Origin of the sequence: Streptomyces sp. S.PNR 29 (genome assembly GCF_030386795.1) — a bacterium.
Lineage (GTDB): Bacteria > Actinomycetota > Actinomycetes > Streptomycetales > Streptomycetaceae > Streptomyces.
This window is the reverse complement of sequence record NZ_JANUQM010000002.1, coordinates 785,779-811,992: the sequence shown is the minus strand read 5'-3', so window position 1 is coordinate 811,992 and position 26,214 is coordinate 785,779. Positions and strand designations below refer to the sequence as shown.

At 70.1% G+C, this 26,214-nt stretch carries 21 protein-coding genes; 4 read left to right on the top strand and 17 right to left on the bottom strand.

Annotated features, from left to right (window positions below; genetic code table 11):
• Positions 1 to 173 precede the first annotated feature (173 nt).
• The 3 genes from NW895_RS08340 to NW895_RS08330 all read left to right on the top strand — a co-directional run bounded on the left by NW895_RS08340 (position 174) and on the right by NW895_RS08330 (position 2,560).
• Complete coding sequence (locus NW895_RS08340; RefSeq protein WP_289934689.1) at positions 174 to 782, top strand: SigE family RNA polymerase sigma factor; 609 nt, start codon at positions 174 to 176, stop codon at positions 780 to 782.
• Entirely contained in the window at positions 779 to 1,642 is an 864-nt protein-coding gene (locus tag NW895_RS08335) for a hypothetical protein (protein ID WP_289934688.1), read from the top strand. Before NW895_RS08340 ends, NW895_RS08335 begins: the two co-directional genes overlap by 4 nt.
• 84 nt (positions 1,643 to 1,726) lie before the next feature.
• Positions 1,727 to 2,560: a pectate lyase gene (locus NW895_RS08330; protein WP_289934687.1), complete on the top strand. Its 834-nt coding sequence runs from the start codon at positions 1,727 to 1,729 to the stop codon at positions 2,558 to 2,560.
• 174 nt (positions 2,561 to 2,734) lie between these two features.
• Here NW895_RS08330 and NW895_RS08325 read toward each other — a convergent pair whose 3' ends face one another.
• Positions 2,735 to 3,889 carry a right-handed parallel beta-helix repeat-containing protein gene (locus NW895_RS08325; protein WP_289934686.1) on the bottom strand — a complete coding sequence of 385 codons (1,155 nt, stop codon included), beginning with the start codon at positions 3,887 to 3,889 and terminating at the stop codon, positions 2,735 to 2,737.
• Between the two features lie 236 nt (positions 3,890 to 4,125).
• On the opposite strand from NW895_RS08325, the gene NW895_RS08320 reads away from it, so the two are divergent.
• Positions 4,126 to 6,342 (top strand): family 43 glycosylhydrolase, encoded by a 2,217-nt coding sequence (locus tag NW895_RS08320; protein WP_289934685.1) that lies wholly within the window; start codon positions 4,126 to 4,128, stop codon positions 6,340 to 6,342.
• Between the two features lies 1 nt (position 6,343).
• Here NW895_RS08320 and NW895_RS08315 read toward each other — a convergent pair whose 3' ends face one another.
• From NW895_RS08315 to araD, 16 genes are all read right to left on the bottom strand, one after another.
• The gene (locus NW895_RS08315; protein ID WP_289934684.1) at positions 6,344 to 7,459 is read right to left on the bottom strand and encodes a chondroitinase-B domain-containing protein; all 1,116 of its coding nucleotides are present in this window, start codon (positions 7,457 to 7,459) and stop codon (positions 6,344 to 6,346) included.
• Positions 7,460 to 7,526: 67 nt separating this feature from the next.
• Positions 7,527 to 8,681: a dienelactone hydrolase family protein gene (locus NW895_RS08310; protein WP_289934683.1), complete on the bottom strand. Its 1,155-nt coding sequence runs from the start codon at positions 8,679 to 8,681 to the stop codon at positions 7,527 to 7,529.
• Positions 8,674 to 9,792 carry a pectate lyase gene (locus NW895_RS08305; RefSeq protein WP_289934682.1) on the bottom strand — a complete coding sequence of 373 codons (1,119 nt, stop codon included), beginning with the start codon at positions 9,790 to 9,792 and terminating at the stop codon, positions 8,674 to 8,676. The genes NW895_RS08310 and NW895_RS08305 overlap by 8 nt, the downstream gene beginning before the upstream one ends.
• Positions 9,785 to 10,810, bottom strand: a complete 1,026-nt coding sequence (locus NW895_RS08300; RefSeq protein WP_289934681.1) for a pectinesterase family protein — start codon at positions 10,808 to 10,810, stop codon at positions 9,785 to 9,787. Before NW895_RS08300 ends, NW895_RS08305 begins: the two co-directional genes overlap by 8 nt.
• Position 10,811: 1 nt before the next feature.
• Positions 10,812 to 11,939, bottom strand: coding sequence for a pectinesterase family protein (locus NW895_RS08295; RefSeq protein WP_289934680.1), 1,128 nt, complete (start codon positions 11,937 to 11,939; stop codon positions 10,812 to 10,814).
• 83 nt (positions 11,940 to 12,022) lie between these two features.
• The gene (locus NW895_RS08290) at positions 12,023 to 13,342 is read right to left on the bottom strand and encodes a polysaccharide lyase family 1 protein (protein WP_289934679.1); all 1,320 of its coding nucleotides are present in this window, start codon (positions 13,340 to 13,342) and stop codon (positions 12,023 to 12,025) included.
• 33 nt (positions 13,343 to 13,375) lie between these two features.
• The gene (locus NW895_RS08285) at positions 13,376 to 14,173 is read right to left on the bottom strand and encodes a rhamnogalacturonan acetylesterase (protein ID WP_289934678.1); all 798 of its coding nucleotides are present in this window, start codon (positions 14,171 to 14,173) and stop codon (positions 13,376 to 13,378) included.
• 113 nt (positions 14,174 to 14,286) lie between these two features.
• A complete protein-coding gene (locus NW895_RS08280) occupies positions 14,287 to 15,642 on the bottom strand; it encodes a sugar ABC transporter substrate-binding protein (protein WP_289934677.1) in 1,356 nt (451 codons plus the stop codon).
• A gap of 53 nt (positions 15,643 to 15,695) precedes the next feature.
• Entirely contained in the window at positions 15,696 to 17,684 is a 1,989-nt protein-coding gene (locus NW895_RS08275) for a pectinesterase family protein (protein ID WP_289934676.1), read from the bottom strand.
• Positions 17,685 to 17,712: 28 nt separating this feature from the next.
• Positions 17,713 to 19,221 carry a glycoside hydrolase 43 family protein gene (locus tag NW895_RS08270; protein WP_289934675.1) on the bottom strand — a complete coding sequence of 503 codons (1,509 nt, stop codon included), beginning with the start codon at positions 19,219 to 19,221 and terminating at the stop codon, positions 17,713 to 17,715.
• Positions 19,218 to 20,063, bottom strand: a complete 846-nt coding sequence (locus NW895_RS08265; RefSeq protein WP_289934674.1) for a PmoA family protein — start codon at positions 20,061 to 20,063, stop codon at positions 19,218 to 19,220. Before NW895_RS08265 ends, NW895_RS08270 begins: the two co-directional genes overlap by 4 nt.
• On the bottom strand, positions 20,060 to 21,223 hold the full coding sequence (locus NW895_RS08260) for a Gfo/Idh/MocA family oxidoreductase (RefSeq protein WP_289934673.1): 1,164 nt from the start codon (positions 21,221 to 21,223) through the stop codon (positions 20,060 to 20,062). Before NW895_RS08260 ends, NW895_RS08265 begins: the two co-directional genes overlap by 4 nt.
• Positions 21,220 to 22,512 carry a pectate lyase gene (locus NW895_RS08255; RefSeq protein ID WP_289934672.1) on the bottom strand — a complete coding sequence of 431 codons (1,293 nt, stop codon included), beginning with the start codon at positions 22,510 to 22,512 and terminating at the stop codon, positions 21,220 to 21,222. Before NW895_RS08255 ends, NW895_RS08260 begins: the two co-directional genes overlap by 4 nt.
• Positions 22,509 to 23,408 carry a carbohydrate ABC transporter permease gene (locus NW895_RS08250; protein WP_289934671.1) on the bottom strand — a complete coding sequence of 300 codons (900 nt, stop codon included), beginning with the start codon at positions 23,406 to 23,408 and terminating at the stop codon, positions 22,509 to 22,511. The genes NW895_RS08255 and NW895_RS08250 overlap by 4 nt, the downstream gene beginning before the upstream one ends.
• Positions 23,405 to 24,340, bottom strand: coding sequence for a sugar ABC transporter permease (locus NW895_RS08245; RefSeq protein WP_289934670.1), 936 nt, complete (start codon positions 24,338 to 24,340; stop codon positions 23,405 to 23,407). The genes NW895_RS08250 and NW895_RS08245 overlap by 4 nt, the downstream gene beginning before the upstream one ends.
• Before the next feature lie 140 nt (positions 24,341 to 24,480).
• Positions 24,481 to 26,211 (bottom strand): L-arabinonate dehydratase, encoded by a 1,731-nt coding sequence (araD, locus tag NW895_RS08240; RefSeq protein WP_289934830.1) that lies wholly within the window; start codon positions 26,209 to 26,211, stop codon positions 24,481 to 24,483.
• Positions 26,212 to 26,214 lie beyond the last annotated feature (3 nt).

Genomic DNA, 26,214 nt, shown 5'->3' with positions numbered 1-26,214 from the left:
GAGGGTCGACCGACCATACGGCGTTCGAAGCCCCGTACGAACCAAGCGATCGATCACTGCTACGCTTCCGGATCTCGCCGGGGGCACCCCGGAACGATCACATGTCATACATATGACACACAGGCACCCGTTCCGCCGGGTGCCGCGTAAGCCGCTGCGAGGAGAGGTCGCCCGTGGGCACAGTCGTCGACGACGCCGCCTCCGTGGAGTTCCACGCCTTCTTCGAGCGCCACTACGCCGAACTCTCCCGTCTGGCCCACCTGCTGACGGGCGAACCGGACACCGCCGACGACCTGGCGGCGGACGCGTTATTGGCGCTGTGGCACCGCTGGGACCGGGTGCGCGCGGCCGACCATCCGGCGGCGTACGCGCGCGGCGTCGTCGCCAACCTGGCCCGCACCCGCATCCGCAGCGCGGTGCGCGAGCGCCGGCGGATCGCCCTGTTCTGGTCGCAGCGCGAGGAGAAGACGGAGAACCCGGACGTGGCGGGCGTGGTCGACGTACAGGAGGCGCTGCGCAGGCTGCCGTTCCGCAAACGGGCCTGCGTGGTGCTGCGGCACGCCTTCGACCTCTCGGAGAAGGACACCGCGCTCGCCCTCGGCGTATCGGTCGGTACGGTAAAGAGCCAGACATCGAAGGGAATGGCCGAACTGCAGCGGTTGCTGGGCACACGGGGAGCCCCGCAGAAGGTGCACGCGGTGTTGGGGGCGCCTCCCTCTTCGAACGCGGTTGAGAGCTTGGGGGAGCGCACCGGTGAGGCCTCCTCAGGAAGGGACAGATGACCATGCAGCGGGACGTGCACGAGGAGCTGCGCGCCCGGCTGCACGAGGCGGCCGCGGCGCACGAGCCCGACCGGGCGCACATCCTGGCCCGTGTCGAGCGCGGCATGGCCGGCCAGGGCCGCTCCGATCACCGGGCGACGCGTCCGCCCGTGTGGGGGTGGGCCCGGGTGGTGAGCGCGACCGCCGCGGTGGCGGGTGTGCTCGCGGTCGGCGGTTACGCGGTCGCCTCCGCGGTGAAGGACGACGCTCCACCGCAACGGTCGGTGGCGGCCACCCAGACGCCCACACCGTCGCCGGAGGCGACGAGCCGCGCGCCGGTCCCGCCGGTGGACCCGGAGCCGAGCACGGCGCCGGAGACCCGGGACCCCGGCACGCCTCCCCCGTCCCGGACGCCGTCCGCTTCCGCCGGCCCGCGACCGCCCGCCGGCGTCGAGGACGGCCCGCTGTGGTCGGACGGATCGGTCGACCCGCACAGCAACGACTTCTGGGCGCAGAGCAACGTCACCCTCAAGACCGAGGAGCGACTGACCGCGCTCACCGTGCGGCTGGAGGTGGCGCAGACCGGCGGCGTCTCCTCGACGGGCGCCTGGCGGTCGCTGCCCGAGGACGACTTCACCCTCACGGTCGGCGAGCAGGACGGCTTCCTCGTCTACACCTGGGTGCTCAAGGAGGGCCGTTCGGTCCCCCAGGGCGAGTGGGTCTTCGCGGGGCAGTACGACCATGAGCGCGGCGGCCGGGACGCCGGGAAGGACCGCTACACGGCGACGGCCGCCGCGGGTTCCGAGGAGTTGTCGGTGGGGGGCGACTTCGCTGTCCGGGACGACGACGGCGAGAGCACGGCCGGTGAGGGCGACTCGTAAGAAAATCCTGGAGGGGCGGCAACCCTTCCTTCACCGGGGGCGACCAGGACACGCAAGTATCCGCTCCCCACGCAAGGAATGGGCATGACTGCACGAGCTGAACAGCGCGTCCGACACCGCCGCCGAGTCACCAAGAGGCGGGCGGTGATCGCCGGGACCGCTGCCTTCGGCATCACGGGTGCGGCCATCGTCACCACGGCGATGCTGTCCACGGCCGGCGCCGCGACGGCCTGGCCCAAGGACACCGGTAGCAAGCCCGTCTCGTCGACGATCCCGGTCAAGGGCGAGTACGACGGCGGGATGAAGAAGTTCTACGGCACCGGCGCCCTCGGCACCTCCGGTCAGGACGAGGACCAGGGCCCGATCTTCGAGCTGGCGGACGGCGCGGTCCTGAAGAACGTCATCATCGGCACCCCGGCCGCGGACGGCGTCCACTGCAAGGGTTCCTGCACGCTGCAGAACGTGTGGTGGCTGGACGTCGGCGAGGACGCGGCCAGCTTCAAGGGCAAGTCGTCGTCGGCCACGTACAAGGTGATCGGCGGCGGCGCCAAGAACGCCGACGACAAGGTGCTGCAGTTCAACGGCGCCGGCAAGCTCACCGTGACCGGCTTCCAGGTGCAGAACTCCGGCAAGCTGGTGCGCTCCTGCGGCAACTGCAAGACGCAGTACAAGCGCACGATCGTGCTCAGCGACATCGACGTGACCGCGCCGATGAACGCGATCGTCGGGGTCAACCAGAACTACGGCGACACCGCCACGCTGTCGAAGATCCGCATCCACGGCGACAGCAAGAAGAAGATCAAGACGTGCGTCCGCTTCGAGGGCAACAACACCGGCAAGGAGCCCAAGGAACTGACGCCGCCCGGCCCGGACGGCACGACCTGCAAGTTCGCCGCGTCCGACATCAGCTACCAGTGAGCACCCCTGGTCTGCCGGCCTGAAGCCCCCCTTCAGGTCGGCACGCGCCGGACTGAGCCCCCACTCAGCCGGCCGCAGAACGCCCCCGCCGGTGACGACCGGCGGGGGCGTTCGCCCACCTGAGGGGCGCGGGGAACTACCGGCCACGAACGACCCGCAGCCCGAGAACGACCGTCAGTCCATGGTGGAACCGATCGTCGAAGAACCCGTGGACAAGAACGCCGTCACCGGCAGCGCCCCGCTCGCCCGCCGTGAGGCATACGCGCTCGTGGCGTCCGTCGACCTGAAGGGCGGCGTAGCGATCCCGCTGTCCCAGTTGTTGCGGGCGGAGACCACCGAGGAGCCCTTGTTCACCGGGCCCCCCTTGTTGCCCACGGCGAGGTTCCTGCCGAGCCGTGCCTTGCCGGTCGCGAAGTAGAACCCGGCCTCCGTGTTGCCGTACGCGGTGTTGCGGTTCACGGCGATCGCACCGGTGTTGGCGTTCTCCGTGAAACCGTGCAACGTGTTGCCCCAGGCCGCGTTGTTGTTGACGACGTGCGCGACCGAGGCGCCACCGCCGCCCAGTTTGAAGCCGTTGCCGTTGCCCTCGAAAGCGGAGTCGTTCCAGCGGTTCCTGCCGTTGCCGTAGGCCCAGGAGTGCTCGATGGTGACCGGCGAGGAGAACTGCCACAGGTCGAGGCCGTCGTCCGAGTTGTTGAACAGCCGCGCCCCCGTCACCTTGTTGCCGGAGCCGGAGCCGAACTTGATGGCGATGCCGTCGGCGTTCTGGCCGTGCCCGGCGGAGTCGTAGTTGCCGTAACTGTCCAGGTTCTGCACGAGGTTGTTGCTGGTGTTGTCGCCGCGCAGGGTGAAGCCGGAGTCGCCGTTGTTCGCGGTGACCAGGTTCCTGAAGATTCCGCCGGTGGAGGAGGTGGCGACGAGGCCCTGCGCCGGGGAGTTCTGGAAGGTGAGGTTCTGGACGGTCCAGTAGCTGCCGTGGATCGCGGCGAGCCAGGAGCCGGCGGGCAGCTTCGAGCCGTCGATCCGCACCTTCTCGCTGCCGTGGGCCCGCAGCGTGATGCGGGCCGAACCGGTGCCGCCGGCCGTGGACTTGAGGGTGGCCGTCGGGTAGTAGGTGCCGCCGCGGACCTGGATGACGGTACCGGCGGTGGCGTTCTTGACGGCCGACTGGAGCTGGGCGGTGGTGGAGACGGTGACCGTCGTGGAGGCGGCCTGGGCGCCGTCGTCCGTGAGGCCGAGGTAGACGCCGCCCGCCCCCGCGGCGCAGGCCACCGCGGCGGCGATGGAGATGGTGCGCGTCCTGCGGTGGCGTCCGGTGCTGTGACGCACGGAGCGTTCCTTTCCTAGGGGTCCGGGACGAAACGGGCCGGAGGGGCCCGCCCCGGCCCGTTTCGTCAATCCGGTCGCCGCCGTGTCCGGAAAGGGTTGCCCGCGACCCGTGAAAATCCCCGAAAACTTTCGGTCCCGCTCGCCCCCCGCTCACCTGTTGACGCCCTGTCCCCCGCTGGTGAGACTCCGAGGGCACCCCACCAAACAGAACCCCCCACACTCCCACAGGAAGCCCCATGAGCCGTCCGAGACGCCGCACCGCCCGCACGCTCCTGGTCCCGTTCCTCGCCCTCCTTCTCTCCCTGCTCGCCGCACCACCCAGTACCGCACAGTCCGGAGCACCCCCCGTGAAACAGCCCAAGTACGCCGGCTACCTCTTCGCCTACTTCACGGGCGAGGGCACCGCCGACGGCGAGCAGATCCGCTACGCCCTCAGCCGCGGCAACGACCCGCTGCACTGGCGGGAGCTGAACGCCGGCAAGCCGGTCCTGACCTCCACGATCGGCGAGAAGGGGCTGCGCGACCCGTTCGTCATCCGGTCCCCCGAGGGCGACAAGTTCTACCTGATCGCCACCGACCTCAGGATGTACAGGAACAGCAGCGGCAGCTGGGACCACGTCCAGCGGCACGGCAGCAAGTCGATCATGGTCTGGGAGTCCACCGACCTGGTCCACTGGACCGACCAGCGCCTGGTGAAGGTCGCCCCGGACAACGCGGGCAACACCTGGGCGCCGGAGGCCTACTGGGACGACTCGCTCGGCGAGTACGTCGTCTTCTGGGCGTCGAAGCTGTACGCCGACGACGACCCCGACCACACCGGGAACACGTACAACAAGATGCTGTACGCGACCACGAAGGACTTCCGCACCTTCAGCGAGCCGAAGGTCTGGAACGACCCGGGCTACTCGGTCATCGACTCGACGGTCGTCAAGTACAAGGACACCTACTACCGCTACACCAAGGACGAGCGGGACCCGACCTCCAGCTCGCCCTGCGCCAAGTTCGTCACCGGGGAGAAGTCGACGGACCTGACCTCCACCACGTACGACTTCGTCGCGGACTGCATCGGCAGCGGTGCGATGGACCGCGGTGAGGGCCCGACGGTCTTCAAGTCGAACACCGAGAAGAAGTGGTACCTGTTCATCGACGAGTACGGCGGCCGCGGCTACGTCCCCTTCGAGACCACCGACCTCGACTCGGGCAAGTGGACCCCGTCCACGAACTACCAGCTGCCCGCGAGCCCGCGCCACGGCACGGTCCTGCCGGTGACGCAGAAGGAGTACGACCGGCTGCTCGCCGCGTATGCCTCGACCCCGGCGTCCGTCGTGGACGCGACGGCCGAGGACCAGAAGGGGTACGCGATCGTCACCGAGGGCGCCTCGAAGGTCGTCCTGCCGATGCGGCCGGACGCGGACCTGAGGAACCTCGCCCCGAGGCTGTGGGTCGGTGAGGGCGCGACGGTGAGCCCGAGGTCGGGCACGCGCCGCGACTTCCGCACGCCGCAGACGTACACCGTGACGGCCGCCGACGGCACGAAGCGCACCTGGACCGTCGAGGCGGTCCGCACCCGCAGCCCGATCCTGCCCGGCCTCAACGCCGACCCGGACGTCCACTACCTGAACGGCGAGTACTGGATCTACCCGACCACGGACGGCTTCCAGGGCTGGAGCGGCACGAAGTTCAAGGCGTACTCGTCGAAGGACCTGGTCCACTGGAAGGACCACGGCGTCATTCTGGACCTCGGGCCGGATGTCGCCTGGGCCGACAAGTACGCGTGGGCGCCCGCGATCGCCGAGCGCGACGGCAGGTACTACTTCTACTTCTGCGCCGAGCAGCAGATCGGCGTGGCCGTGGCCGACTCCCCCGCCGGCCCCTTCAAGGACGCCCTCGGCAAGCCCCTCGTCGCCAAGGGCGGGTCGCTGAAGGGCCAGATGATCGACCCGGCGGTCTTCACGGACGACGACGGGCAGGCGTACCTGTACTGGGGCAACGGGCACGGCTATGTCGTGCCGCTGAACGACGACATGGTGTCGTTCGACGCGTCCAAGGTGCGGGACATCACCCCGGACAACTTCCGCGAGGGATCCTTTGTGATCAAGCGGAACGGCACGTACTACTTCATGTGGTCCGAGGACGACACCCGCAGCGAGAACTACCACGTGGCCTACGCGACAGGACCGTCCCCGCTCGGCCCGTGGACCAAGAAGGGGACGATCCTGTCCAAGCGTCCCGAGTACGGCATCCTCGGCACCGGCCACCACTCCGTGGTGAACACCCCCGGCACCGACGACTGGTACATCGTCTACCACCGGTTCGCCCTGAACGGCCCCGGGAAGCCGGGCGGTGACGGCATGCACCGCGAGACGACGATCGACCGCATGGAGTTCGCGGCCGACGGGACGATCGAGCCGGTGGTGCCGACGCTGGAGGGGATCAAGCCCGTGCGGCGATGACTCAGTCCATCGTCGCGCCGATGGTGGTGCTGCCCGTGGTCAGGAACGTGGTCACGGGCAGCGCGCCGTTCGACTGGCGGGCGTTGTAGGTGCTCGACGCGTCGGTGGACCGGAAGGCGGGTGTCGCGATCCCGGAGTCCCAGTTGTTCCCGGAGGACACCACCGAGGAGCCCTTGCTGACCAGGCCGCTGCCGTTGCTCACGGCGAGGTTCTTGCCGAGCCGGGCCGCGCCCGTGGCGAAGTAGTAGCCCCACTTGGCGTTGGCGTAGGCGGTCGTCCGGTTGATGACGATGGCGCCCTTGTTGCTGTTCTCGGTGAAGCCGTTGCCCGCGTTGCCCCAGGCGGCCGAGTTGTTGACGACGTGCGCGACGACCTCGCCGTCGCCGCCCAGCTTGTAGCCGTTGCCGTCGCCCGCGAAGGCGGAGTCGCCCCAGCGGTTCTTGCCGTTGCCGAAGGCCCAGGTGTGCTCGACGGTGACCGGCGAGGAGAACGACCAGAAGTCGAGCCCGTCGTCGGAGTTGTTGTAGAGCCGGGCGCCGGTGATGAGATTGCCCGTGCCCGAGCCGAACTTCACGGCGATGCCGTCCGCGTTCTCCCCGTGGTTGGCGGGGTCGTAGTGGCCGTAGCTGTCGATGTTCTTCACGGTGTTGTTGACCGTGCCGTCGCCGGTGAGCGTGAACCCGGAGTCGCCGCCGTTGATGGTCTTGATGTTGTTCCAGTTCGTCCCGGTGCAGGACTGGCAGACGACCGCGCTGTCCGGGGAGTTCTGGAAGGTGATGTTGGAGACGTTCCAGTAGTCGGCGGTCAGCTTGAGGATCCAGGCGCCGTCGGGCAGGTTCGACCCGTCGATCTTCACGGTCTCCGAGCCGTACGCGGTGAGCGTGATGGGGGACGACGAGCTGCCGTTGGCCGTGGACTGCAAGGTGGCCGTCGGGTAGTAGGTGCCGCCGCGCACCTGGATGACGGTGCCGGCGGTGGCGTTCTTGATCGCGTTGGACAGGTCGGTGGAGTTGCTGACCACCACGGTCGCGGCCTGGGCCTGGGTGGGCAGGACGGCGAGGCCGGCGCCGGCGGTCACCACGGCGAGAGCGGTGAGGGAACTCCTGATGCGGCTCATGAGGTGGGGGGATCCTCTCTGCGTTCGGGGAGGGGCGTTCGGAATGACGGTCGGGGAGGGGGACGGTTCACAGGACGGCGTCGAGCCATGCGAAGACGGCGTCCTGCATGCGGTCCGTGAAGACATGGCCGAGCCCCGGCCAGATCTCGGTACGGAGCCGCTCCTCTGCGTGGCGGGAGCGCCAGACGGCGCGCAGCTTGGCGTAGGCCACCCGGACGCCCTCGGCGGTGAACAGCGGATCCTGCTCGCCGTCGAGGAACAGCATCGGTCCGGGGGCGGCGATGCTCGCCACGTCGGGGATGTCGAGGTGCCGGGCGAGCCCGGGGTGGAGCATGTAGTACGCCGACTGCCCGCGCAGCGTGTTGTTGCCGGGCACCATCATGTCCTTCAGCCCGGTCATCCAGCAGGCGCTCGCCGTGGCGGCGATGTGGTCGCTGAGGGCGGCGGTCTGCCAGGCGCGGTAGGCGCCCATGGAGAACCCGACGGCCGCGACCCGGCGTGCGTCCACCTGGTCGAGGCCGGCCAGGAATCCGGCGGCGCGGGCGTCCTCGCGGGCCATGAGTCCGGCGAGTGAGGAGCCGAGGTTGTAGAAGTTGGCGGCCAGCGCCTGTTGCTGGTCGTAGGTGACGGGCCCGCGGTCGCCCCAGCCGAGGGCGTCCAGGCACAGCACGACATAGCCGCGCCGGGCCAGTTCGTCGCCGACGGACCGCCCGCTGAAGTACTTCTCCGCCCAGGTCTGCGCGGAGGCGAGCCGTGTGTCGTCGTACCAGGGCCGGATCAGTTTCTCCTTCCCGATGTCGAACTTCGCCCCGTGGTCGTGCAGGAGCAGGACGGCCGGGAAGGGTCCGGTGCCGTGCGGGATGAGCAGGGCGCCGCGGACGCGGTCGTAGCGGGTGAGGGAGACGGTCACCAACTGCCGCCGGTAGCCGTCGCCCTGGGGGCCGTCGGTGAACTCGGGCGCGTACGGTGTCGCGTCCTGCCGCCCGACGAGCAGGTGCTCCTCGACCTTCGCCCTGGCGGCGCGCCGCCAGGTCCCGAAGTCGCGGATGGGTGAGGTGCCCCAGGCGAGCGGGAAGGTCAGCTCGTCCTTGAGCGCCGGGTGGAAGCCGGGGAGGTTGCCGCCCACGGGATCCGCGGCATCGGCGGCACCCGTGGCCCCTGCGAGGAGTGCCGCCGCCGCGGCTGACGTCACGAACGTCCGGCGGCCCACTGGCTCAGGCATGCGGCCTCCCGGCGCCGGCGTGGCGCAGGACGTACCGCTCGACTGCCGACGAGGAGGTCGGAGTCCGGTATGTGCAGACGTCGGCGGGGTGCCAGCCGACGTCGCCGGTCAGGCCGAGGTCGCTCGCCACCGCGTCGAGGCCGGCGGGCCGGCCGTTGACCCAGGAGCCGGTGTCACGGAAGTGCTCACCGCCGTGGGCCGCGACCGCCAGGGACGGACCGCCGCCCGGGTAGCGGAACACGTTGCGCTCGGAGAAGATCGCGGACTCCACCCCCACGCCGAGCGCGTACAAGGTGTTCCGGCCCCGGTAGACGTTGTTGACGACGGGCACCTGCCCGAAGCGGACGCGCGGCCCGCGTTGCACGATGTCGCTGAAGAGGTTGCGGACGAAAGTCACCTTGAGGTGCCCGCGGTCCCGGTCGCCGCGCCCGTCGCCGGAGCCGACGAGGATCGCCTTGTCGTGGTCGGTGAAGCGGGAGTCGGAGACGGTGATGAAGTCGGAGCCGTCCTCGATGTCCACCAGTCCGTCGTGCCGCTGGACGTGTTCGCCATGGAAGCCGAGGGGTGCGTCGCGGTCCGGGAAGCGGCCGTCGGTGAAGGTGCATTGGTCGACCCGGACGTGCTTGCCCGTGATCACGGTCATCGCGCCGAAGCGGGCGTTCCAGCTGCCACGCGTGCCGTCGTCCGGCGACCAGCTGGTGAAGTGGTCGACGGGCGCCTCCAGACGGAGGTCGCGCACGATGATGTTCGTGCCCGTGTTGACGGTCAGGAAGACCCCGAGGAGCCGCTCGTCGCCGCCGACGCCGACGAGCGTGGTGTTGCTGGGCACGGTCAGCTGGATCTGCGCCTTCTCCTTCCCCGACCCGGTCTGGCGGAGCTGACGCCGCTGCTTGCAGTAGTCGTACCGGGGGTCGGACCAGACGGCGCCGTCCGCGCCGAAGCACGACATGTACCGGGCGAGGTCGTAGCCGGGCGCGTAGTCCTGCTCGCCGAGCAGCGAACCGTCCTGCGCGGAGGCCCAGCCGACCGGGTCCCGCCCGGCGGCGGAGGCCGGCGCCGCCGCCCCGAGCAGGACCGCGCACGCCAGGAGAGCCGTGACGGCACTACGCACAGGGCCTCCAGTCACCGAGGTAGGCCTCCTTGGTGTGCGACGCGGCTTCGGCGGCCGTGAGCTGGGGCCGGTTGTCCGGAACGGTGATCACCGCCCCCGGGCCGGTGTTGCGGTACTCCCGGAACCGCATGGTCTGCCAGGGGTGGGCGTCCCGCATGTTGGTGTACGGCGTCACCGCGTCGATGCCGGGCCCGATCCGGGTCTCGCGGACCACGAGGGACGGCCGGGCGGTCGTCTCGTACGACGGAACCCAGGGCCGGGCCAGCTTGTACGCCGCGTCCTCGGCGCCGGAGGTGATGCGGCAGCGGACGGCGAGGATGCCGTGCGGGTTGGCGCGGGCGGTGGACGGGGCGAAGACCATGCCCTTGGGGGTGAAGTCCACGTCCCGTCGCAGGGTGTGGAAGTGGCACTGCTCGAAGACCGCCGTCGCCCGCCCGAAGACGAAGTCGACGTCGCCCTCGATGTGGCAGCGGCGGTAGTACTGCCGGTCGAAGGCGTCGAGCGCGCTCGTGTCGGCGAAGAGGGTGTCCTGGTGGGCCAGGAAGCGCACGTTCTCGAAGGAGGACCGGTCCCCCGTCACGTACGCGGCGACCGCCTGGGTGCCGGTGATGTCCGGATGGTCGGCGCGCAGCCAGTCGTTGGCGAGGGTGAGGTCGCGGACCGTCAGTCCCGGGGCCGCCGAGGTGAAGGTGGCGGAGCCCGCCGTGCCGTAGGTTCCGGAGCCGTCGGGCTTCGGGGTGCCGTTGGCGTTGTCGTACACGATGACGGCGTCACGCGGGTCGCGGGTGGCGCCACGCAGCGTCAACTCGGCCTTGTCCGCGGGGACTTTCACCACCTCGCGATACGTCCCCGGGTGCACGACGATCGTCCAGCCGGGTCCGTCCACCGCGTCCACGGCCGCCTGGACGGAGTCGCCGGGGCGGACGTGCAGGACGCGGCGGGCGTGGGCGAAGGCCGGGGTGGTGCCGGCGGCGACCAGGCCGCCGGCGATGCCCGTCAGGAGGGTGCGCCTGCGCATGTCAGCACGCCTCCTTCCAGGGCTGCCAGTCGCCGAGGCAGGTCTCGCGGGTCACCGACGCGGCCTGCTCGGCGGTGAGCTGGGGCCGGTTCTCGGGGACGGTGACGGCGGCACCGGGGCCGGTGTTGCGGTACTCGGCGAACCGCATCGACTGCCAGGGGAAGGAGGCCGACATGTTGGTGTAGGGCGCGACCGCGTCGATGCCGGCGCCCAGCACGGTGTCCCGGACGGTGAGCATGGGGCGGGCGGTGGTGTCGGAGCTGGGCACCCAGGGGCGGGCCAGCTTGTAGGAGGCGTCGGGGGCCTCGCTCGTCACGCGGCACCTGCTCACCAGGTAGCCGCGCGGGTTGGCGGCCGCCGTGGAGGGGGCGAAGACGAAGCCGTACGGGGCGGCCGTGAGGTCGGTGCGGTTCAGGGTCCGGAAGTGGCAGTGCTCGTACACCGCCGTCGCCCGGCCGAAGACGAAGTCGACGTCGCCCTCGGCATAGCAGTGGGAGTAGTACTGGCGGGCGAAGGCGGTCAGCGCCATGGAGTCGGCGTACAGGGTGTCCTGGTGGCCGAGGAACCGGCAGTGGTGGAACGCGGACCGGTCGCCCTGCACCTTGATGGCGACGGCCTGCGTGCCGGTGATGTCGGGGTGGTCGGCGCGCAGCCAGTCGTTGGCGAAGGTGATCCAGCGGGCGGTGAAGCCGTCGGCCTGCACGGTCGTGGTGGCGGACCCGGTGGTGCCGTAGGTGCCGCCGCCGGGTTTGGGGGTGCCGGCCGCGTTGTCGTACACGATCACGACGTCACGGGGGTTCTCGGAGGCGCCGATCCAGGTCGCCTCGGTCCGGGTGACGTCGACGGCGACCGTCTCGCGGTAGGTGCCCGGTGCGATGACCAGGGTCCAGCCGCTGCCGGTGGCGGCGGCCACGGCGGCCCGGACGGAGGTGTGGTCGCCGCGGCCGTGCGGATCGACGTACAGGGTCTTGGGGGTGAGGCGGGCGGCCGGGGAACCGTACCGGCCGAACGGGCGGGGCCGGGCGGCGGCCCGTGCGGGGCCCGACGCGAGGCCGAGCGCTGCGCCCGCGCCGAGGCTCACGGTGAGGAAACCCCGGCGGGAGAGGGGGAGGTGGGGATGCGAGGGCATGCGGCTGCTCCTTCGCGGTGCGGCTCGTGTGAAGGGGAGGGCGGGCCGGGGCGGTGGGTGCGCCCCGGCCCGGTTCGGGAGCGTCAGCGCAGGCGGCCGGCGCCGGCGCAGTGGTCGACGATCCCGGGGACCGCCTTGGCCGGGTCGACCTCGGTGCGCAGGGTCGGGGTCCAGCCCGCGCCCGACTGGAGGATCTCGCCGGGGATCTCCGCGTTGTGCACGGCGATCAGGTCGACGGCCTTGCCGTTGACGCGGTTGCCGGCGGCGGTGACGGGCGCCTCGTTCCACTTCTTCAGCACCTTCGCCGGGCTGATCCCGTCCGGCAGCGTGAAGGCGTTGTGCTCCGCGACGAGCTGGGACTCCTTGCCGATGCCGAAGCTGTAGACGTAGGAGTCGTCGGCGACGAAGTGGTTGTTGTAGGAGTCGACCTGCCCGAAGCGGACCCGGGGCGCGCGCTCGACCAGGTTCGAGAACAGGTTGTGGTGGAAGGTCACCTTCAGCTTGCCCCGGTCGCCGGCGGCGGTGGACTCGCTGTCGCTGTTGCCGATCAGGATCGTCTTGTCGTGCTCGGTGAAGACGTTCCAGGAGGCGGTGACGTAGTTGGAGCCGCGGACGACGTCCAGCTCGCCGTCGTGCTGCTGGTACAGCATGCCGAAGTACGTGGGTGCCGCACTGTCGGGGTGGCTGCCGTCGGTGAAGGTGTTGTGGTCCAGCCAGACATGGGTGGACCCGTAGACGACGGCGGTGTCGTACTCGGAGTTCCAGTTGCCCTTGGAGCCGTCGGTGGGGTCCCACTGCGGGAAGCAGTCGACCGGGCTCTCGAAGCTCAGGTTCCGGATGATGACGTTGTCGACGCCCTTGATCTGCAGGCTGGCGCCCTTGAATCCGGCGTTCCTGCCGATCCCGATGATGGTGGTGTTGGCGGGGACATTGGCCTTGATGGCCTTGTCCTGGTTGGCGGCGGAGACGCGCCGCAGCCCCTCGGGACTGTCGGCGGGCTCACCGCTCAGGTCCTCCTCCAGGCCCCACTTCTCGGGTGCGTACTTCTCCAGGTAGGCGGAGAAGTCGTACCCCGGCGCGGCGAAGGCCTCGCAGCCCTCGGAGACGGCGTCGATCGTCCCCTTCACCTTGATGATCTTGGGGGCGCTCCCGCCTGCGGCCAGGGCGGCCTTGAACTCCGCCCAGGTGGTGACGGTGTACACGTGCTCGGCGTCGGCCGCGGCACCGCCCGTGGTGCCGGTGCCGTAGGAGCCCCAGCCGTCGTTCGCGGCCAGCGTCTGACGGGTGAGGTCACGGGGGCCCGCCTGGGCGCTGGTGCCCGTCACGGACAGCGCGAGGGCGGCGCAGCCGACGACGGCGACCGCCCTCACTATGGCATGCCCATGCCATTTCTGTGCTCTCATTGTGCGGCTCTCCTTCTTCAGGATCGGGGGGTGTTACGCGGCGGCCTCCGGCCAGGTGATCCAGGACTCGGGGATCTGCGCGTCCAGCCGGCGCACGTCCCGGGGCGCCAGCACCCGCGTGCGCAGCAGCTCCCGCACGACGAGCCGCGCCACGGCGATCGCGCCGGGCGGGTTGAAGTGCGTGTTGTCCTGCTCCGTCGCGGTCCAGTTGAAGTACTTCTTCGTCTCCTCGACCCCGAGCTGCTGCCACAGCGCGATCGACAGCGCCTGGACGTCGAGCAACGCCACGCGCTCCTCCTCGGCCAGCGCCCGCATCGCCGCCGGGTACTCACCGTGGCTCGGCAACGCCTTGCCCTCCGCGTCGAACCTCCGCCGCTCCACCGACGTGGCCAGCACGGGCCGCGCCCCACGGGCACGGGCGCCGTCGATGTACCGGCGCAGATAGTCCTGGTACGTCGTCCAGGGCTCGGTGTAACGGGCCGGGTCGTTCGCCTTCTCGTCGTTGTGCCCGAACTGGATGAGAAGGAAGTCCCCCGGCTTGATCTCCCCGAGAATGACGTCGAGACGCCCTTCGTCGACGAAGCTCTTGGAACTCCGCCCGTTCACCGCGTGATTGGCGACGGGCCGGTCATCGTGCAGGAAGAACGGGAATGCCATGCCCCACCCGGTTTCCGGGGCTGCGTCGGCGTACTTCTGGGCGGCGGTGGAATCGCCGGCGATGTAGAGGGTGCGGGAGCGGCGACCGCCGGCTTGTGCGGTGCCGGTGGCGGAGAGGGCGAGAGGGAGGGCGGCGAGGGCCGCGTAACTGACTTGTCTTCGCGTAAGAGACACGAAGGGTGCCTTTCCGATCGGGGGTGACCCCCGCGCCCCCGAGGGGGCGCGGGGAACTGCGCGACCGGCCACAGACGACCCGCAGCCGGCCACCGGCATACAGGACCGGGCTCTTAGCCCTGCTGCTGCTTCCACTCGGCCTGAGCCTCATTCAGCTGATCGGCCAGCGTGTCCAGGAATTCCTTGGCCTTCATCTTCCCGAGCAGCACCTTCTGGAAGTTCGGCTCGTTGTCCGCCTTGGAAATGGTGTTCCAGTCCGGCAGGTAGTACGGCAGCTGCACAATCGTCGTGGAACCGTCGCTCAACGCGTCGGCGGCCAGCTTCGTGGGCTCGGCCTTCGAAATCCACGCGTCCTTCGCCGCCTCCGTGTTCGCCGGCACCTGTCCCGCCGACTCGTTGAACTTCGAGTTCTCCTCGTGCGAGAGCGCGAACTCGATGAACTTCCAGGCGGCCTCCTTGTTCTTCGAGCTCTTGAAGAGACCGATCCCGTCGACCGGGTTGGAGACCTGCACCCGCTTCCCACCGGGCCCGATCGGCTGCGGAATACCCCGGAACTTGTCGACGCCGAGCGCCTTCACGTGATCCTGGTAGGAGCCCAGGTTGTGGTTCAGCATCCCGATCTTGCCGGCGTCCCACTGGGCGACCATCTTGGTGAAGTCGTTGTTCAGGTCGGCGGCCGGAGTGGCCTTCTTGTACAGCCCCACGTACTTCTCCAGGGCGGCCACGTTCTTCGGGTCGTTGACCGTCGTCTTGTCCCCGTCCCAGAACGACGTGATGCCGGACTGCCCGTACATCGCGTCCAGGGCCTGGGCGATGGAGCCGGCACCGCCACGGATGGTGTAGCCGAACTCGTTCTTGCCCTTGTTCGTGAGCCTGTCCGCGGCCTTGAAGAACGTGTCCCAGGTCGTCGGCTCGTCCAGCCCCGCCTTCTTGAACAGGTCGGTGCGGTAGTACAGGACGCCGTTGTTCGCGGAGGTCGGGATCGAGTACAGCGTGCCGTCGCCGCCGCCGGCGGCCTTCAGGGACTCGACCATGTCCTTGTTGAGCTTGCCGTTCAGCGAGGACTTGCCGAGCCGGTCGTCCAGCGGCTCCAGCGCGTTCTGCGCGGCGAACCCGGCGAGCATCGCGGCGCCGACGCCGCCGACGTCCGGCAGGCCGCCGCCCTGGATGGCGGTGTCGACCTTGGACTGGTACTCGGTGGAGGCGATCCCGACGTAGTCGACCTTGATGTCCGGGTTCGCCTTCTCGAAGTCGGCGATGACCTCCTTCCAGATGTCCGTGCGGACACCGCCATTGTTGTCCCAGAAGACGATCTTGCCCTTGCCGCTGCCCTCGGAGCCCTTGTCGCCGCCCGCCCCGCTGCCGTCGTCACCGCAGGCGGTGGCGGTCAGCGCGAGCACGGCCCCCAGGGCGACGGCGGCCGACGTCCGGCGCCTGCCTGTGCTTTCGGTGCGATTGCTGATCTTCATTGGTCGGCTCTCTTCTGCTTCTGGATCCAACGGAGATGTGACGTTGTGGGGGGTCAGTGGCGGGCGTGGGGTGCCCAGTCGTCCGTGCCCTTGAGGTAGGCGGCGACGGTGTGGGCGCGGGCGTCCTCGTCGCTCATCTGCGGACGGTCGGCGGTGACCGTCGCGCCCGGGCCGTAGTTGCGGTACTCGGTGAGCCGAGCGTCCTTCCAGGAGAAGCCGCTCATGTCGGTCCAGGGCGAGGACTTGATCGCGGCGGGCAGCTCCGTGTCCCGGATCAGCACCTGGGCGACCGCCGCCGGTTCGCCGCCCGGGTGCCAGGGACGCCCGAGGTGGAAGGAGTCCGCGGGCGCGTCACTCACCACCTTCGACCGTGTGATCAGGAAGCCGTACGGATTCCCGGTCCAGGTCGAAGCGGCGGTGATGTAGCCGTTGTTCGTGGCCGAACCCCGGCTGAGCGCGCGGATGACGGAACCCTCGATCACCGTCGTCGCCCGCCCGTAGATGAAGTCGACATCGCCCTCGATGTACGAGTCGCGGATGTAGACCCGGCTGATGGTGGTCAGCTTGGGACTGTCGGTCATCAGGGTGTCCTGGTTGCCCAGGAAGGCGGTGTCCTCGAAGACGATCCGGTCGCCGGTCGTCTTCATCGCCAGCGCCTGCTCGCCCTTCAGCTCGTGCGCGGCCTCGTCGAAGTCGTTGCTGAAGGTGAGGTTGCGCGCCGTGACGTCGTTCGCGGCGATCCGTACGGTCGCGCTCCCGGTGGAGCCGCCGTACTCGGCGGGCGTGTCGTAGACGATGACGGTGTCGGACCGGTCGTGTCCAGTCCCCCGCAGCACGATCTTCGGCTTGCTCGCGGGGATGAACACCTTCTCCCGGTAGGTGCCGGGCGCGACGGCGATGGTCACGGGCACGTCGTTGCCGTCGGGCACGGCGTCCACCGCGGCCTGGACGGTCGGGTAGGCACCCGGGACGTGCAGCACCACGGAGTCACCGATCCGCTTCTGCGGCCCGGAGAACCGCTTCACCAGCGCCGGCACGGCCGCCGCCGGATCCAGCCGGTAGGCGTAGAACTCCCGCGGCTCGAAGGCGGCGCCCCACGCGTCGTGCCGCCCCGTCGTGTTCTTCAGGATCGACCCGCGCTGCACCAACTCCGCTGTGGCGTCTGCCTGGTAGGGATGCTGGACACCGTCGTAGTAGCTGTTCTCGATGACCATTCTGGTCCTGCCCCGCGACCAGTTCCCGTACGTCCACACCGGGTCGCCGTCGGACACCTGCGCCGAGAGGTAGTTGTTGTACAGGTGCGCGTAGGCGCAGTTGTCCGCCGAGGGGTTGCGCTGCTTGGTGCCGGTGAACCAGTTGTGGTCGATGGTGATCTGCGTCCGGACGTTGCTGGTCCAGCCGATCCCGAGCGCCTTGTTGTGGTTGCTGAACCGGTTGTGGGAGACGGTGACGTACTGGCTGTCCTTGCGGATGTCGAGCAGCCCGTCGCCCATGTGCGTGAAGCGGTTGTGGTCGATCCAGACGTGGTCCACGGAGTCCATCTGGATCGCGTCGAAGTCGGTGGTCTTGCCGTCCCAGTCGCCCTCGACATAGGAGTCACGGATCGTCAGGTTGCGGATGATGACGTTTCTCGTGCCGGGGCCCAGATGCAGCTCGCCGTGGACGATCTCGCCGGTGTCGCCGACGCCGATGATCGTCTTGTCGGAGCCGACCACGATGTCCGAGCCGAAGGGTGCCACGGGAATCGAGCCCGCCACCCGGATGACGTACGGCTCCTCGGCCGCCGCGTACTTGGCCAGCGAGGCCTGGTCGGTGACGGTGACGACCTTGCCTCCCGCGCCGCCGGTGGTGCCGCCGGCGAGGGAGGCGAAGCCGTGCGGCTGGTCGGTCCAGCGCTCCGCGGCCGGTGCTGTCCGAGCAGCGGGTAAGGCACTGGCCTCCCCGATCGCCCCGAGGCCCAGCGCGGCGACCAGGCCGATCACGGTGGCCACGACCTTGCCGTGCCCCGATCTCGGCAAGCGCTTGCCATGGAGGTGCGTCATTGCGGCTCCCAACAGGCGTACGGGTGAGTTATGCGGGTGTGACTCTGAACTGTGTGAAGGTCGCCGCGCCGGCGTGCCCCTGACCGGCGGGCGCGAGGGCGAACAGGCCGAGCAGGGCGCCGACCCAGCGCCAGGGGGTGGCGGCGAAGACCTGACCGGAGGGGCGGGAGCCCTCCCCGACGTCGTAGGAGAAGCGACAGCGCGCCCCGGCGCCGATCTCGATCCGCAGCCGTGCCCGTCCCTCGGGGGCGAGCCGCGGATGGTCGGCGTCCCGTTCCCTCTCCGCGACCGCCTCCGCGAACCGGTGCACCAGGTGCACGGTCCCGTCCGCGCCCCGCTGGAGCCCGATCCAACCGAACGCGTCGCCGAGCACCGCGAGCCCGGCCCGCGCTCCCGGCTCCTCGCTGTCCAGCCGTAGCTCCACCTCGACGGCGCAGGGGGTGCCGGGCAGCCGCTGGGTGAGCACGTTCGGCAGTGTGCGCAGGTCGTGCGCGGTGGCCGAGCGGACGCAGGCCAGCCGCAGTCCGTCCCCGGAGTGCTGGGTGGCCCAGCCGTCCTGCGGGTTGGCGGTCCACTGCCACTGGCGGCCGAAGCGTCCGCCGGGGAAGTCGTCGTCGGTGGCGGGCGCGGCGGTCGGCTGAGGCGGCAGGCCGGGCCGCCGGTGTACGGCGACGGGGGCGCCGTCGTCGCCGAGCACCGGCCACCCGTCCGCACCCCAGCGCATCGGCTGGAGGTGGACGACCCGGCCGTAGGCGCCGCGCTGCTGGAAGTGCAGGAACCAGTCCTCGCCGGACGGGGTGCGCACCCAGCCGCCCTGGTGCGGCCCGTTGACGTCGGTGTCCTTCTGTTCCAGGACGACCTTCTCCTCGTACGGCCCGAAGAAGCCGCGCGAGCGGAAGGCGCCCTGCCAGCCGGTCTCCACTCCCCCGGCGGGGGCGAAGATCCAGAACCAGCCGTCGTGCCGGTAGAGCTTGGGTCCTTCGAGGGTGAACCAGCCGGGGATGCGGTCACCGTCGACGATCATCTTGCCCTCGTCGAGCAGCTCGGTGCCGTCGGGGTGCATGCGGTGACCGGTGAGCCGGTTCTTGATGCCGGAGCGGGACTTGGCCCAGGCGTGGACGAGGTAGGCCTCGCCGGTCTCCTCGTCCCACAGGGGGCAGGGGTCGATCAGGCCCTTGCCCTCCTTCAGAAGGTGCGGACGGGTCCAAGGTCCCCTGATCTCAGGGGCGTTGACCTGGAAGATGCCCTGGTCGGGGTCGCCCCAGAAGATCCAGAAGCGGTCGTCGTGATGCCTCAGCGAAGGGGCCCAGACGCCGCAGTCGTGCCGGGGCGTGACGAACTCCTCAGCCGGTTCCAGGCGTTCGAGGGCGTGGCCGACCAGGGTCCAGTTCACCAGGTCGCGGGAGTGGAGCAACGGCAGGCCGGGCGCGCGGCCGAAGCTGGAGGCGGTCAGGTAGAAGTCGTCGCCGACGCGGACCACGTCCGGGTCGGACCAGTCGGCGTTCAGGATGGGGTTCGTATACGTTTCGGCGGTCACGGGCTCACCGCCTTCCGTACGAGGGCCGCGGCCGCGTCCCGGTCCAGGCGGCCGTCGGCGACGACGGTGACCACCCGGCGGACGACCGTCTCCCCCGGCGGGATCGGCAGCCGCTCGTCGTACGCCAGCGAGGAACCGACCCCCGGGTACTCCTCGGCGCGCACGAACCACGGGTCCCGTCGGGTCTGTTCGGTGGCCCCGGCGAAGACCAGGGTCCAGGTGCTGCCGGCGAGGGCGAGCCAGCCGGCGGGGCGGCCGTGGACCTCGGCCTCCCCCTCGCGGTCGGCCGTGAAGACCTCCGGTGCGGCGGACTCCTTGCGGGCCCGCCAGAAGAACCCGCCGTAGGCCGCGCCGGGGCGCCCGTTGGTGGCGGGGCTGCCGATCGACAGCGTCTCCGGCGTGACGTTGGTCAGGGAGAAGGTGAAGTCCAGCGCCCAGGCGGCGCCGGTCAGCTCCGTGGCCGCGACCGTACGGCGCTCGCGCAGCAGCTCGGCTCCGGACGCCACCCAGCGCAGCTCCTCCACGAAGCCGTCGGGGTCGCGTAACTGGAAGGAGACGTGCCGCTGGGCGCCGTGGTTGTCCAGCTCGGTCGGGCCCTGGTCGCGGACGAAGGTGCGTCCGCCCCAGAAGTTGTGCCCCTCGACGTCGGGAACGGCGACACCGACGCCGAGGTGGTGTGTGTGGTCGGCGGGGCTGAGCTCGGTCACCGCCGTGCCGGCCAGGGTGGTGACGGGGTGCAGGTACGGGCGCGGGGAGTGCCGGGCGGGCAGCTCGGGGCGGGTGACGTACCGGCCGACCGGTCGGCCCGCCACGCGCAGCACCACGGTGTCGTTTCCCGTCACCGGGCGCTCACCTCCTTCGGCAGGTGCTGTGCGGGGAGCGCCCAGGGGGCGCCCAGCTCGGAGTAGAGGGAGAGGGTGTCGGCGGCGGCCGCGACGAGTCCGTCGATGCCGGGGACGACCCGGCGGTTCTCGCCGGGGATCCGGTGCCAGGCGGTGTCCGGCAGCGCGGCCGGGTCGGGGGCCTGGCGGATCGCCTCCACGACCTGCATGAAGGCGCCCGTCCCGTCCGGGGTGACGAGGAGGCCGGCCCCGGTGGTCAGGTGGTCGACGAGGTTCTCCAGCAGGTCGGTGCGGCCGTACTCGTACTCCTCGGGGCCGTGGTCGGCGCGCTGGAGCAGGACGCGGTCCTGCTTGTACCAGAAGGTGATCCGGCCGCGGCTGCCGTGCACGAGGACGTACGGTTCGTCGGCCCGCTCGGCGCACAGGGTCGCGGCGACGGTGACCGGGTGGCCCTGCGCGGTGGTGATCCGGACGCAGGAGGTGTCGTCGGACTCGATGTCGTTGGCGTGCAGCAGCTCGGTCTCGATGCCGGTGACGTCCTCGGCGCGGGTGCTGCCGCCGAGGGCGAGTGCGGTGGCGACGGCGTGCGCGAGGGGGTTGGTCAGTGCCCCGTCGATCACGTCGGCACCGTTCAGCCGCCGCTTGCCCGCCCAGGGCGCGCGCCGGAAGTAGGCCTCGTCGCGTACCCAGGCGCCGGCCCCGCCGAGCCCCACCAGCTCGCCGATCGCGCCCTCGGCGACCAGCTCACGGATCGCGGGCAGGGCGTGCGAGCCCAGCGACTGGAACCCGATCTGGCAGGCGACGCCGGCCTCGGCGACACCGTCGGCCATCCGCCGGTACTCGGCGTACGAGGGAGCGGGCGGCTTCTCCAGCAGGAGGTGCACGCCCCTGCGGGCGGCGGTCAGCGCCAGGTCGGTGTGGGTCGGGATCGGCGTGCAGATCACGGCGATCCGCGCGCCGGTGGAGTCCAGCAGGGCACCGAAGTCGGGGGACTGCTCGGGGGCGCCCAGGCCGTCGAGCTCGTCCTCCGTCAGGGGGGTCAGCTCGCAGATGCCCGCGAGCCGGACGAGGCCCTTGTCCTGGAGCCGGCGGATGTTGTTCATGTGCCAGCGGCCGTGGCCGCGGGCGCCCGCGAGGACGAGGGACAGTGGTTCGCTCATGGGATCCTCCCCGCGCCTGCGCCGCGAGCCACCTCTCGATCGGCCTGAGCGGCGCTGTCGATCGCTGTGTGCCGGGTGGGTACCCAGCCGACGTCGGCGGTCAGGTCGCGCTCGCTGCCCGAGTTGTAGGCGTTGTGGATGGCGAGCAGGTCGACCGGGTAGCCGTTGAAGAGGGTGCCGGACTGGTGCAGGGCGCTGCCGTTCCAGCTCTTGACCAGGTCGGCGACCTCGACGTGGCCGGGTGCGGTGAAGGCGTTGTTCTCGGCGTAGATCGCCGATTCGGTGGAGACGCCGAGGGAGTAGCGGTAGTCGGTGGCGTCCTCGGGGATCACGTACCGGTTGTTGTAGAGGTGCACCTGGCCGAAGCGGACGCGCGGTGCGCGCTGGACGACCGAGGAGAACTCGTTGTGGTGCAGGGTGACCCTCAGCTTGCCGCGGTCGCCGGTGGCCGTGTCCGCGTTGCCGATGAGGATCGCCTTGTCGTGCTCGGCGAACCGGCTCCAGGAGACGGTGACCAGGTCGGAACCGTTGGTGATGTCGAGCAGGCCGTCGTGGCGCAGGTAGTTGCGGGCGAAGTAGGTGGGTTCCTTGGCGTCGGGGTGGCCCTTGTCGGAGGCGGTGACGTGGTCGATCCAGACGTGGGTGGCGCCGCGCAGCCAGAGGGTGTCGTACGCCGTCTTCCAGTCGCCGAGGCCGCCGGTGTTGGGCTGCCAGACGGGGAAGCAGTCGTAGGCGTCGCGGAGCTCCAGGTTGCGGACGATGACGTTGTCCGCGTCCTTGATCTGGAGGCTCGCGCCCTTCAGGACGGCTCTGTCGCCGAGGCCGACGATGGTGGTGCGGGAGCCGACGGGCAGCACGATCCGCTCCGCCTGCTTCGCCGCCGAGGCCTGACGGGCCTCCTCCTGCGGCCCGCTGGGCCTGGCGGAGCCCCAGGTGCGGGGATCGTAGGCGGCCAGGTACTTCTTCAGGCTGTAGCCGCCGGTGGCGTAGTCGGCGCAGTCCAGGTGGTCGCCGTCGTCGTCGGTGCCGGCGTCGATGGTCCCGGCGATCTTGATGATCTTCGGGGTGTCGCTGCCGCCGTCGAGGGCGCGGACCAGCCCGGCCCGGTCGGTCACCGTGAAGACATGGGCGTCGTCGGCCGCGGCGCCTCCGGTGGTGCCTGCGCCGTCAGAGGCCCAGCCGTCGTTCGCGGGAAGGGTGTCGCGGCTGATGTCCCGGGCATCGGCGTGCGCGGGCACGCACAGCAGTCCCAACAGGCCGACGATGACGGCGATGTGACGTACTCTCATCCCTTCACCGCCCCCGCGCTGAAGCCGGTGATCAGCCACTTCTGGATGAAGGCGAAGACGATCACCACGGGCACGGCGGCGATGATGCCACCCGCCGCCAGTGCGCCCAGGTCGACGCTGTCCGCGCTCATCAGGGTGTTCAGGCCGACCGGGATGGTCTGCTTCTCCTGGTTGTTGAGGAACATCAGGGCGAACAGGAAGTGGTTCCAGGAGTGCACGAAGGCGAAGGAGCCGACGGCGATCAGACCCGGTCGCAGCAGCGGCAGGACGATGATGCGGAAGGCCGTCATGCGATTGCAGCCGTCGACCCAGGCCGCCTCCTCCAGGGAGTACGGCACGTTCTTGATGAAGTTGCTGATCAGGATCATCGACAGCGGCAGCTGGAAGACCGTCTCGGCGATGATGACGCTGCCGAGGGAGTTGATCATCTGCAGCTCGGCGAAGATCTCGAACAGCGGGACCAGGAGCAGGGCGCCCGGCACGAACTGGGAGCACAGCAGGCCGAGCATGAAGGCCCGCTTGATCTTGAAGTCGAACCGGGCGAGGGCGTAGCCGCCGGCCAGCGCGACGATCGTCGTCATCAGCAGGGTGGCGACGCCGACCAGCACGCTGTTGCCGAAGTAGGTGCCGAACTGCCGCTCCGTCCACACCTTCTCGAAGTGGTCGGAGGTGATCGGCCAGGGCACGAGCGAGGTGGAGCCGGCCGGGCGCAGGGCGAACAGCAGGATCCAGTAGAACGGGATGAGCGTGAAGATCAGGTAGACGCCGAGCGGCAGGTAGATCTGCCAGCGGGGGACCTCGTCCCAGGCGGGGCGGCGCTTCTTCGCCGGCCGCCGCGGTTCGGGGGCGGCGCGCACGGGCGCGGGCTCGACCTTGGTGGCCTCCTTGATGCTCACTTGTTCTCGCCTCCGAACTTGCTCAGCCGCAGATAGACGATCGAGCAGAAGAGCAGAATCACGAACGCGACCGTGGTCAGGGCCGACGCGTAGCCGAAGTTGTGGGACTCGACGCTGGTGTTGGCGATGTACAGCGGGAGGGTCGTCGTCTCCCCGGCCGGTCCGCCGCCGGTCAGCGTGTAGAGCAGGTCGACGTTGTTGAACTCCCACACCGCGCGCAGCAGCGTGGACAGGATGATCGCGTCCTTCAGGTGCGGCAGCGTGATGTGCCAGAACTGCTTCAGCCGGCTCGCCCCGTCGACCTCGGCGGCCTCGTACAGGTCCTTCGAGACGGACTGGAGGTCGGCGAGGATGAGGATCGCGAAGAAGGGGACGCCGCGCCACAGGTCGGCGACGATCGCCGCCGGGAACACGGTGGAGGTGTCCGACAGCCAGCTGGTGCCGTAGTCGCCGATGCCCATGTCCGCGAGGTAGCGGCTGATGCCGGTCTGGGAGTTGTAGAGCAGCACCCAGATCGCGGAGGTCAGCACGCCGGAGACGGCCCACGGGGAGAAGACCAGCGCGCGTCCCACCGCCCGGCCCACGAAAGTCTGGTTGACGATGAGGGCCAGCGCGAGCCCGAACAGCAGCTGCAGCCCGACCTCGACGAAGACCCACTTGGCGCTGAAGACCAGCGTGTCCCAGAACTGCGGGTCCTTGGTGAAGATCTGGACGAAGTTGTCGAAGCCCGCGTAGCCGTTCCGCCACGGCTTGGTGGGGTTGTAGTTCTGCAGGCTGTAGTAGAAGACGCTGATGACCGGGTAGGCGATGAAGCCCAGCATCAGCAGGGCCGCCGGCGCGATCAGCAGGTACGGCAGCCTGCGCGGCGTGGCGGAGGCACGGCGCCGCTGGGGTGGCGCGGGCGGTTTCGCCACGGCTGCGGCTTGGGCCATGACTGTTCTCCGTTCTCAGTACGTCGTGCTTCGTCGTGCTTCGTCGTGCTCGGTCGTGCTCGGTCGTGCGTTCGCGTGCGGGTGAAGCGCTTTCTCGACGGGCGTGGTGCGGTGACCGGGTGGGGCGGTGGTACGGAGGGTCAGCCCGCGTACGGGTCCGCGACCTTGCCCGGGCGGGCCAGGAACTCGAAGTCGCAGCCGGTGTCGGCCTGGGTGATCTGTTCGTTGTAGAGCGCGCCGTAGCCGCGCTCGTACCGGACGGGCGGCGGCGTCCACTCGGCCCTGCGCCGCTGGAGCTCCTCGTCGTCCACGTGGAGGTGGAGGGTGCGGGCCTCGACGTCGAGGGTGATGCTGTCGCCGGTGCGGACCAGGGCGAGCGGGCCGCCGATGTACGACTCGGGTGCCACGTGCAGCACGCACGCGCCGTAGCTCGTGCCGCTCATACGCGCGTCGGAGATCCGCACCATGTCCCGTACGCCCTGCTTGAGCAGGTGGTCGGGGATGGGCAGCATCCCGTACTCCGGCATGCCCGGCCCGCCCTTGGGCCCGGCGTTGCGCAGCACCAGCACGCTGTCGGCGGTGATGCCCAGGGACGGGTCGTTGATGGTTCGCTGCATGGTCCTGTAGTCGTCGAAGACGACCGCGGGACCGGTGTGCTTGAGCAGGTGCGGCTCGGCGGCGATGTGCTTGATGACCGCCCCGTCGGGGCAGAGGTTGCCGCGCAGCACGGCGACCCCGCCCTCGCTCGCGACCGGGTTGTCCCGGGGGCGGATCACGTCGTCGTCGTGCACCTGCGCGCCGTCGATCTGCTCGCGCATCGTGTCGCAGGAGACGGTGGGCCGCTCCAGGTGGAGCAGGTCCGGGATCCGGGAGAGGAACCCGGGCAGACCGCCCGCGAAGTGGAAGTCCTCCATCAGGTACCTCTGTCCGCCGGGACGGACGTTGGCCAGCACCGGCACCGTGCGCGCGATGCGGTCGAAGTCGTCCAGGGTGAGCCGGACGCCCGCGCGGCCCGCCATGGCGATCAGGTGGATCACGGCGTTGGTGGAGCCGCCGAGGCCCAGGACGGTGGTGACCGCGTCCTCGAAGGCCTCGGGGGTGAGGATGTGGGAGAGCTTCCGGTCCCGGTGGACCAGCTCGACGATCGCCATGCCGGCCTTGGCGGCCATCCGGTCGTGGCCCGAGTCGACGGCCGGGATGCTGGAGGCGCCCGGAACCGTGACGCCGAGGGCCTCGGCGGCGGCGGTCAGCGTGGACGCCGTACCCATCGTCATGCAGTGGCCGGGCGAGCGGGCGAGGCCGCTCTCCAGTTCCTGCATCTCGCAGTCGCCGATGAGGCCGGCCCGCTTGTCGTCCCAGTACTTCCACATGTCGGTGCCGGAGCCGAGGACCTCGTTGCGCCAGTGGCCCGGCAGCATGGGCCCGGCCGGTACGAAGACGGCCGGCAGGTCGACACTCGCGGCGCCCATGAGCAGGGCGGGCGTGGACTTGTCGCAGCCGCCCATCAGCACGGCCCCGTCGACGGGGTACGACCGCAGCAGCTCCTCGGTCTCCATCGCGAGCATGTTGCGGTAGAGCATCGGGGTCGGCTTCTGGAAGGTCTCGCTGAGCGTGGAGACCGGGAACTCCAGCGGGAAGCCGCCCGCCTGCCACACCCCGCGCTTCACGGCCTGCGCGCGGTCGCGCAGGTGCACATGGCAGGGGTTGATGTCGGACCAGGTGTTGAGGATCGCGATGACCGGCTTGCCGAGGTGTTCCTCGGGCAGGTAGCCGAGCTGGCGGGTGCGGGCGCGGTGGCTGAAGGAGCGCAGGCCGTCGGTGCCGTACCACTGGTGGCTTCTGAGGTCTTCGGGCCGCTTCCGTTCGGTCATGTC

Excerpts from the sequence above, each read along its gene's own strand:
- NW895_RS08300 (WP_289934681.1), bottom strand. The coding sequence starts at position 10,810 with ATGCGCAGGCGCACCCTCCTGACGGGCATCGCCGGCGGCCTGGTCGCC.
- NW895_RS08260 (WP_289934673.1), bottom strand. The coding sequence starts at position 21,223 with ATGAGCGAACCACTGTCCCTCGTCCTCGCGGGCGCCCGCGGCCACGGC.
- NW895_RS08310 (WP_289934683.1), bottom strand. The coding sequence starts at position 8,681 with ATGCCTGAGCCAGTGGGCCGCCGGACGTTCGTGACGTCAGCCGCGGCG.
- NW895_RS08275 (WP_289934676.1), bottom strand. The coding sequence starts at position 17,684 with ATGACGCACCTCCATGGCAAGCGCTTGCCGAGATCGGGGCACGGCAAG.
- NW895_RS08330 (WP_289934687.1), top strand. The coding sequence starts at position 1,727 with ATGACTGCACGAGCTGAACAGCGCGTCCGACACCGCCGCCGAGTCACC.
- NW895_RS08280 (WP_289934677.1), bottom strand. The coding sequence starts at position 15,642 with ATGAAGATCAGCAATCGCACCGAAAGCACAGGCAGGCGCCGGACGTCG.
- NW895_RS08320 (WP_289934685.1), top strand. The coding sequence starts at position 4,126 with ATGAGCCGTCCGAGACGCCGCACCGCCCGCACGCTCCTGGTCCCGTTC.
- araD (WP_289934830.1), bottom strand. The coding sequence starts at position 26,211 with ATGACCGAACGGAAGCGGCCCGAAGACCTCAGAAGCCACCAGTGGTAC.
- NW895_RS08315 (WP_289934684.1), bottom strand. The coding sequence starts at position 7,459 with ATGAGCCGCATCAGGAGTTCCCTCACCGCTCTCGCCGTGGTGACCGCC.
- NW895_RS08245 (WP_289934670.1), bottom strand. The coding sequence starts at position 24,340 with ATGGCCCAAGCCGCAGCCGTGGCGAAACCGCCCGCGCCACCCCAGCGG.
- NW895_RS08335 (WP_289934688.1), top strand. The coding sequence starts at position 779 with ATGACCATGCAGCGGGACGTGCACGAGGAGCTGCGCGCCCGGCTGCAC.
- NW895_RS08290 (WP_289934679.1), bottom strand. The coding sequence starts at position 13,342 with ATGAGAGCACAGAAATGGCATGGGCATGCCATAGTGAGGGCGGTCGCC.
- NW895_RS08255 (WP_289934672.1), bottom strand. The coding sequence starts at position 22,512 with ATGAGAGTACGTCACATCGCCGTCATCGTCGGCCTGTTGGGACTGCTG.
- NW895_RS08295 (WP_289934680.1), bottom strand. The coding sequence starts at position 11,939 with ATGCCCTCGCATCCCCACCTCCCCCTCTCCCGCCGGGGTTTCCTCACC.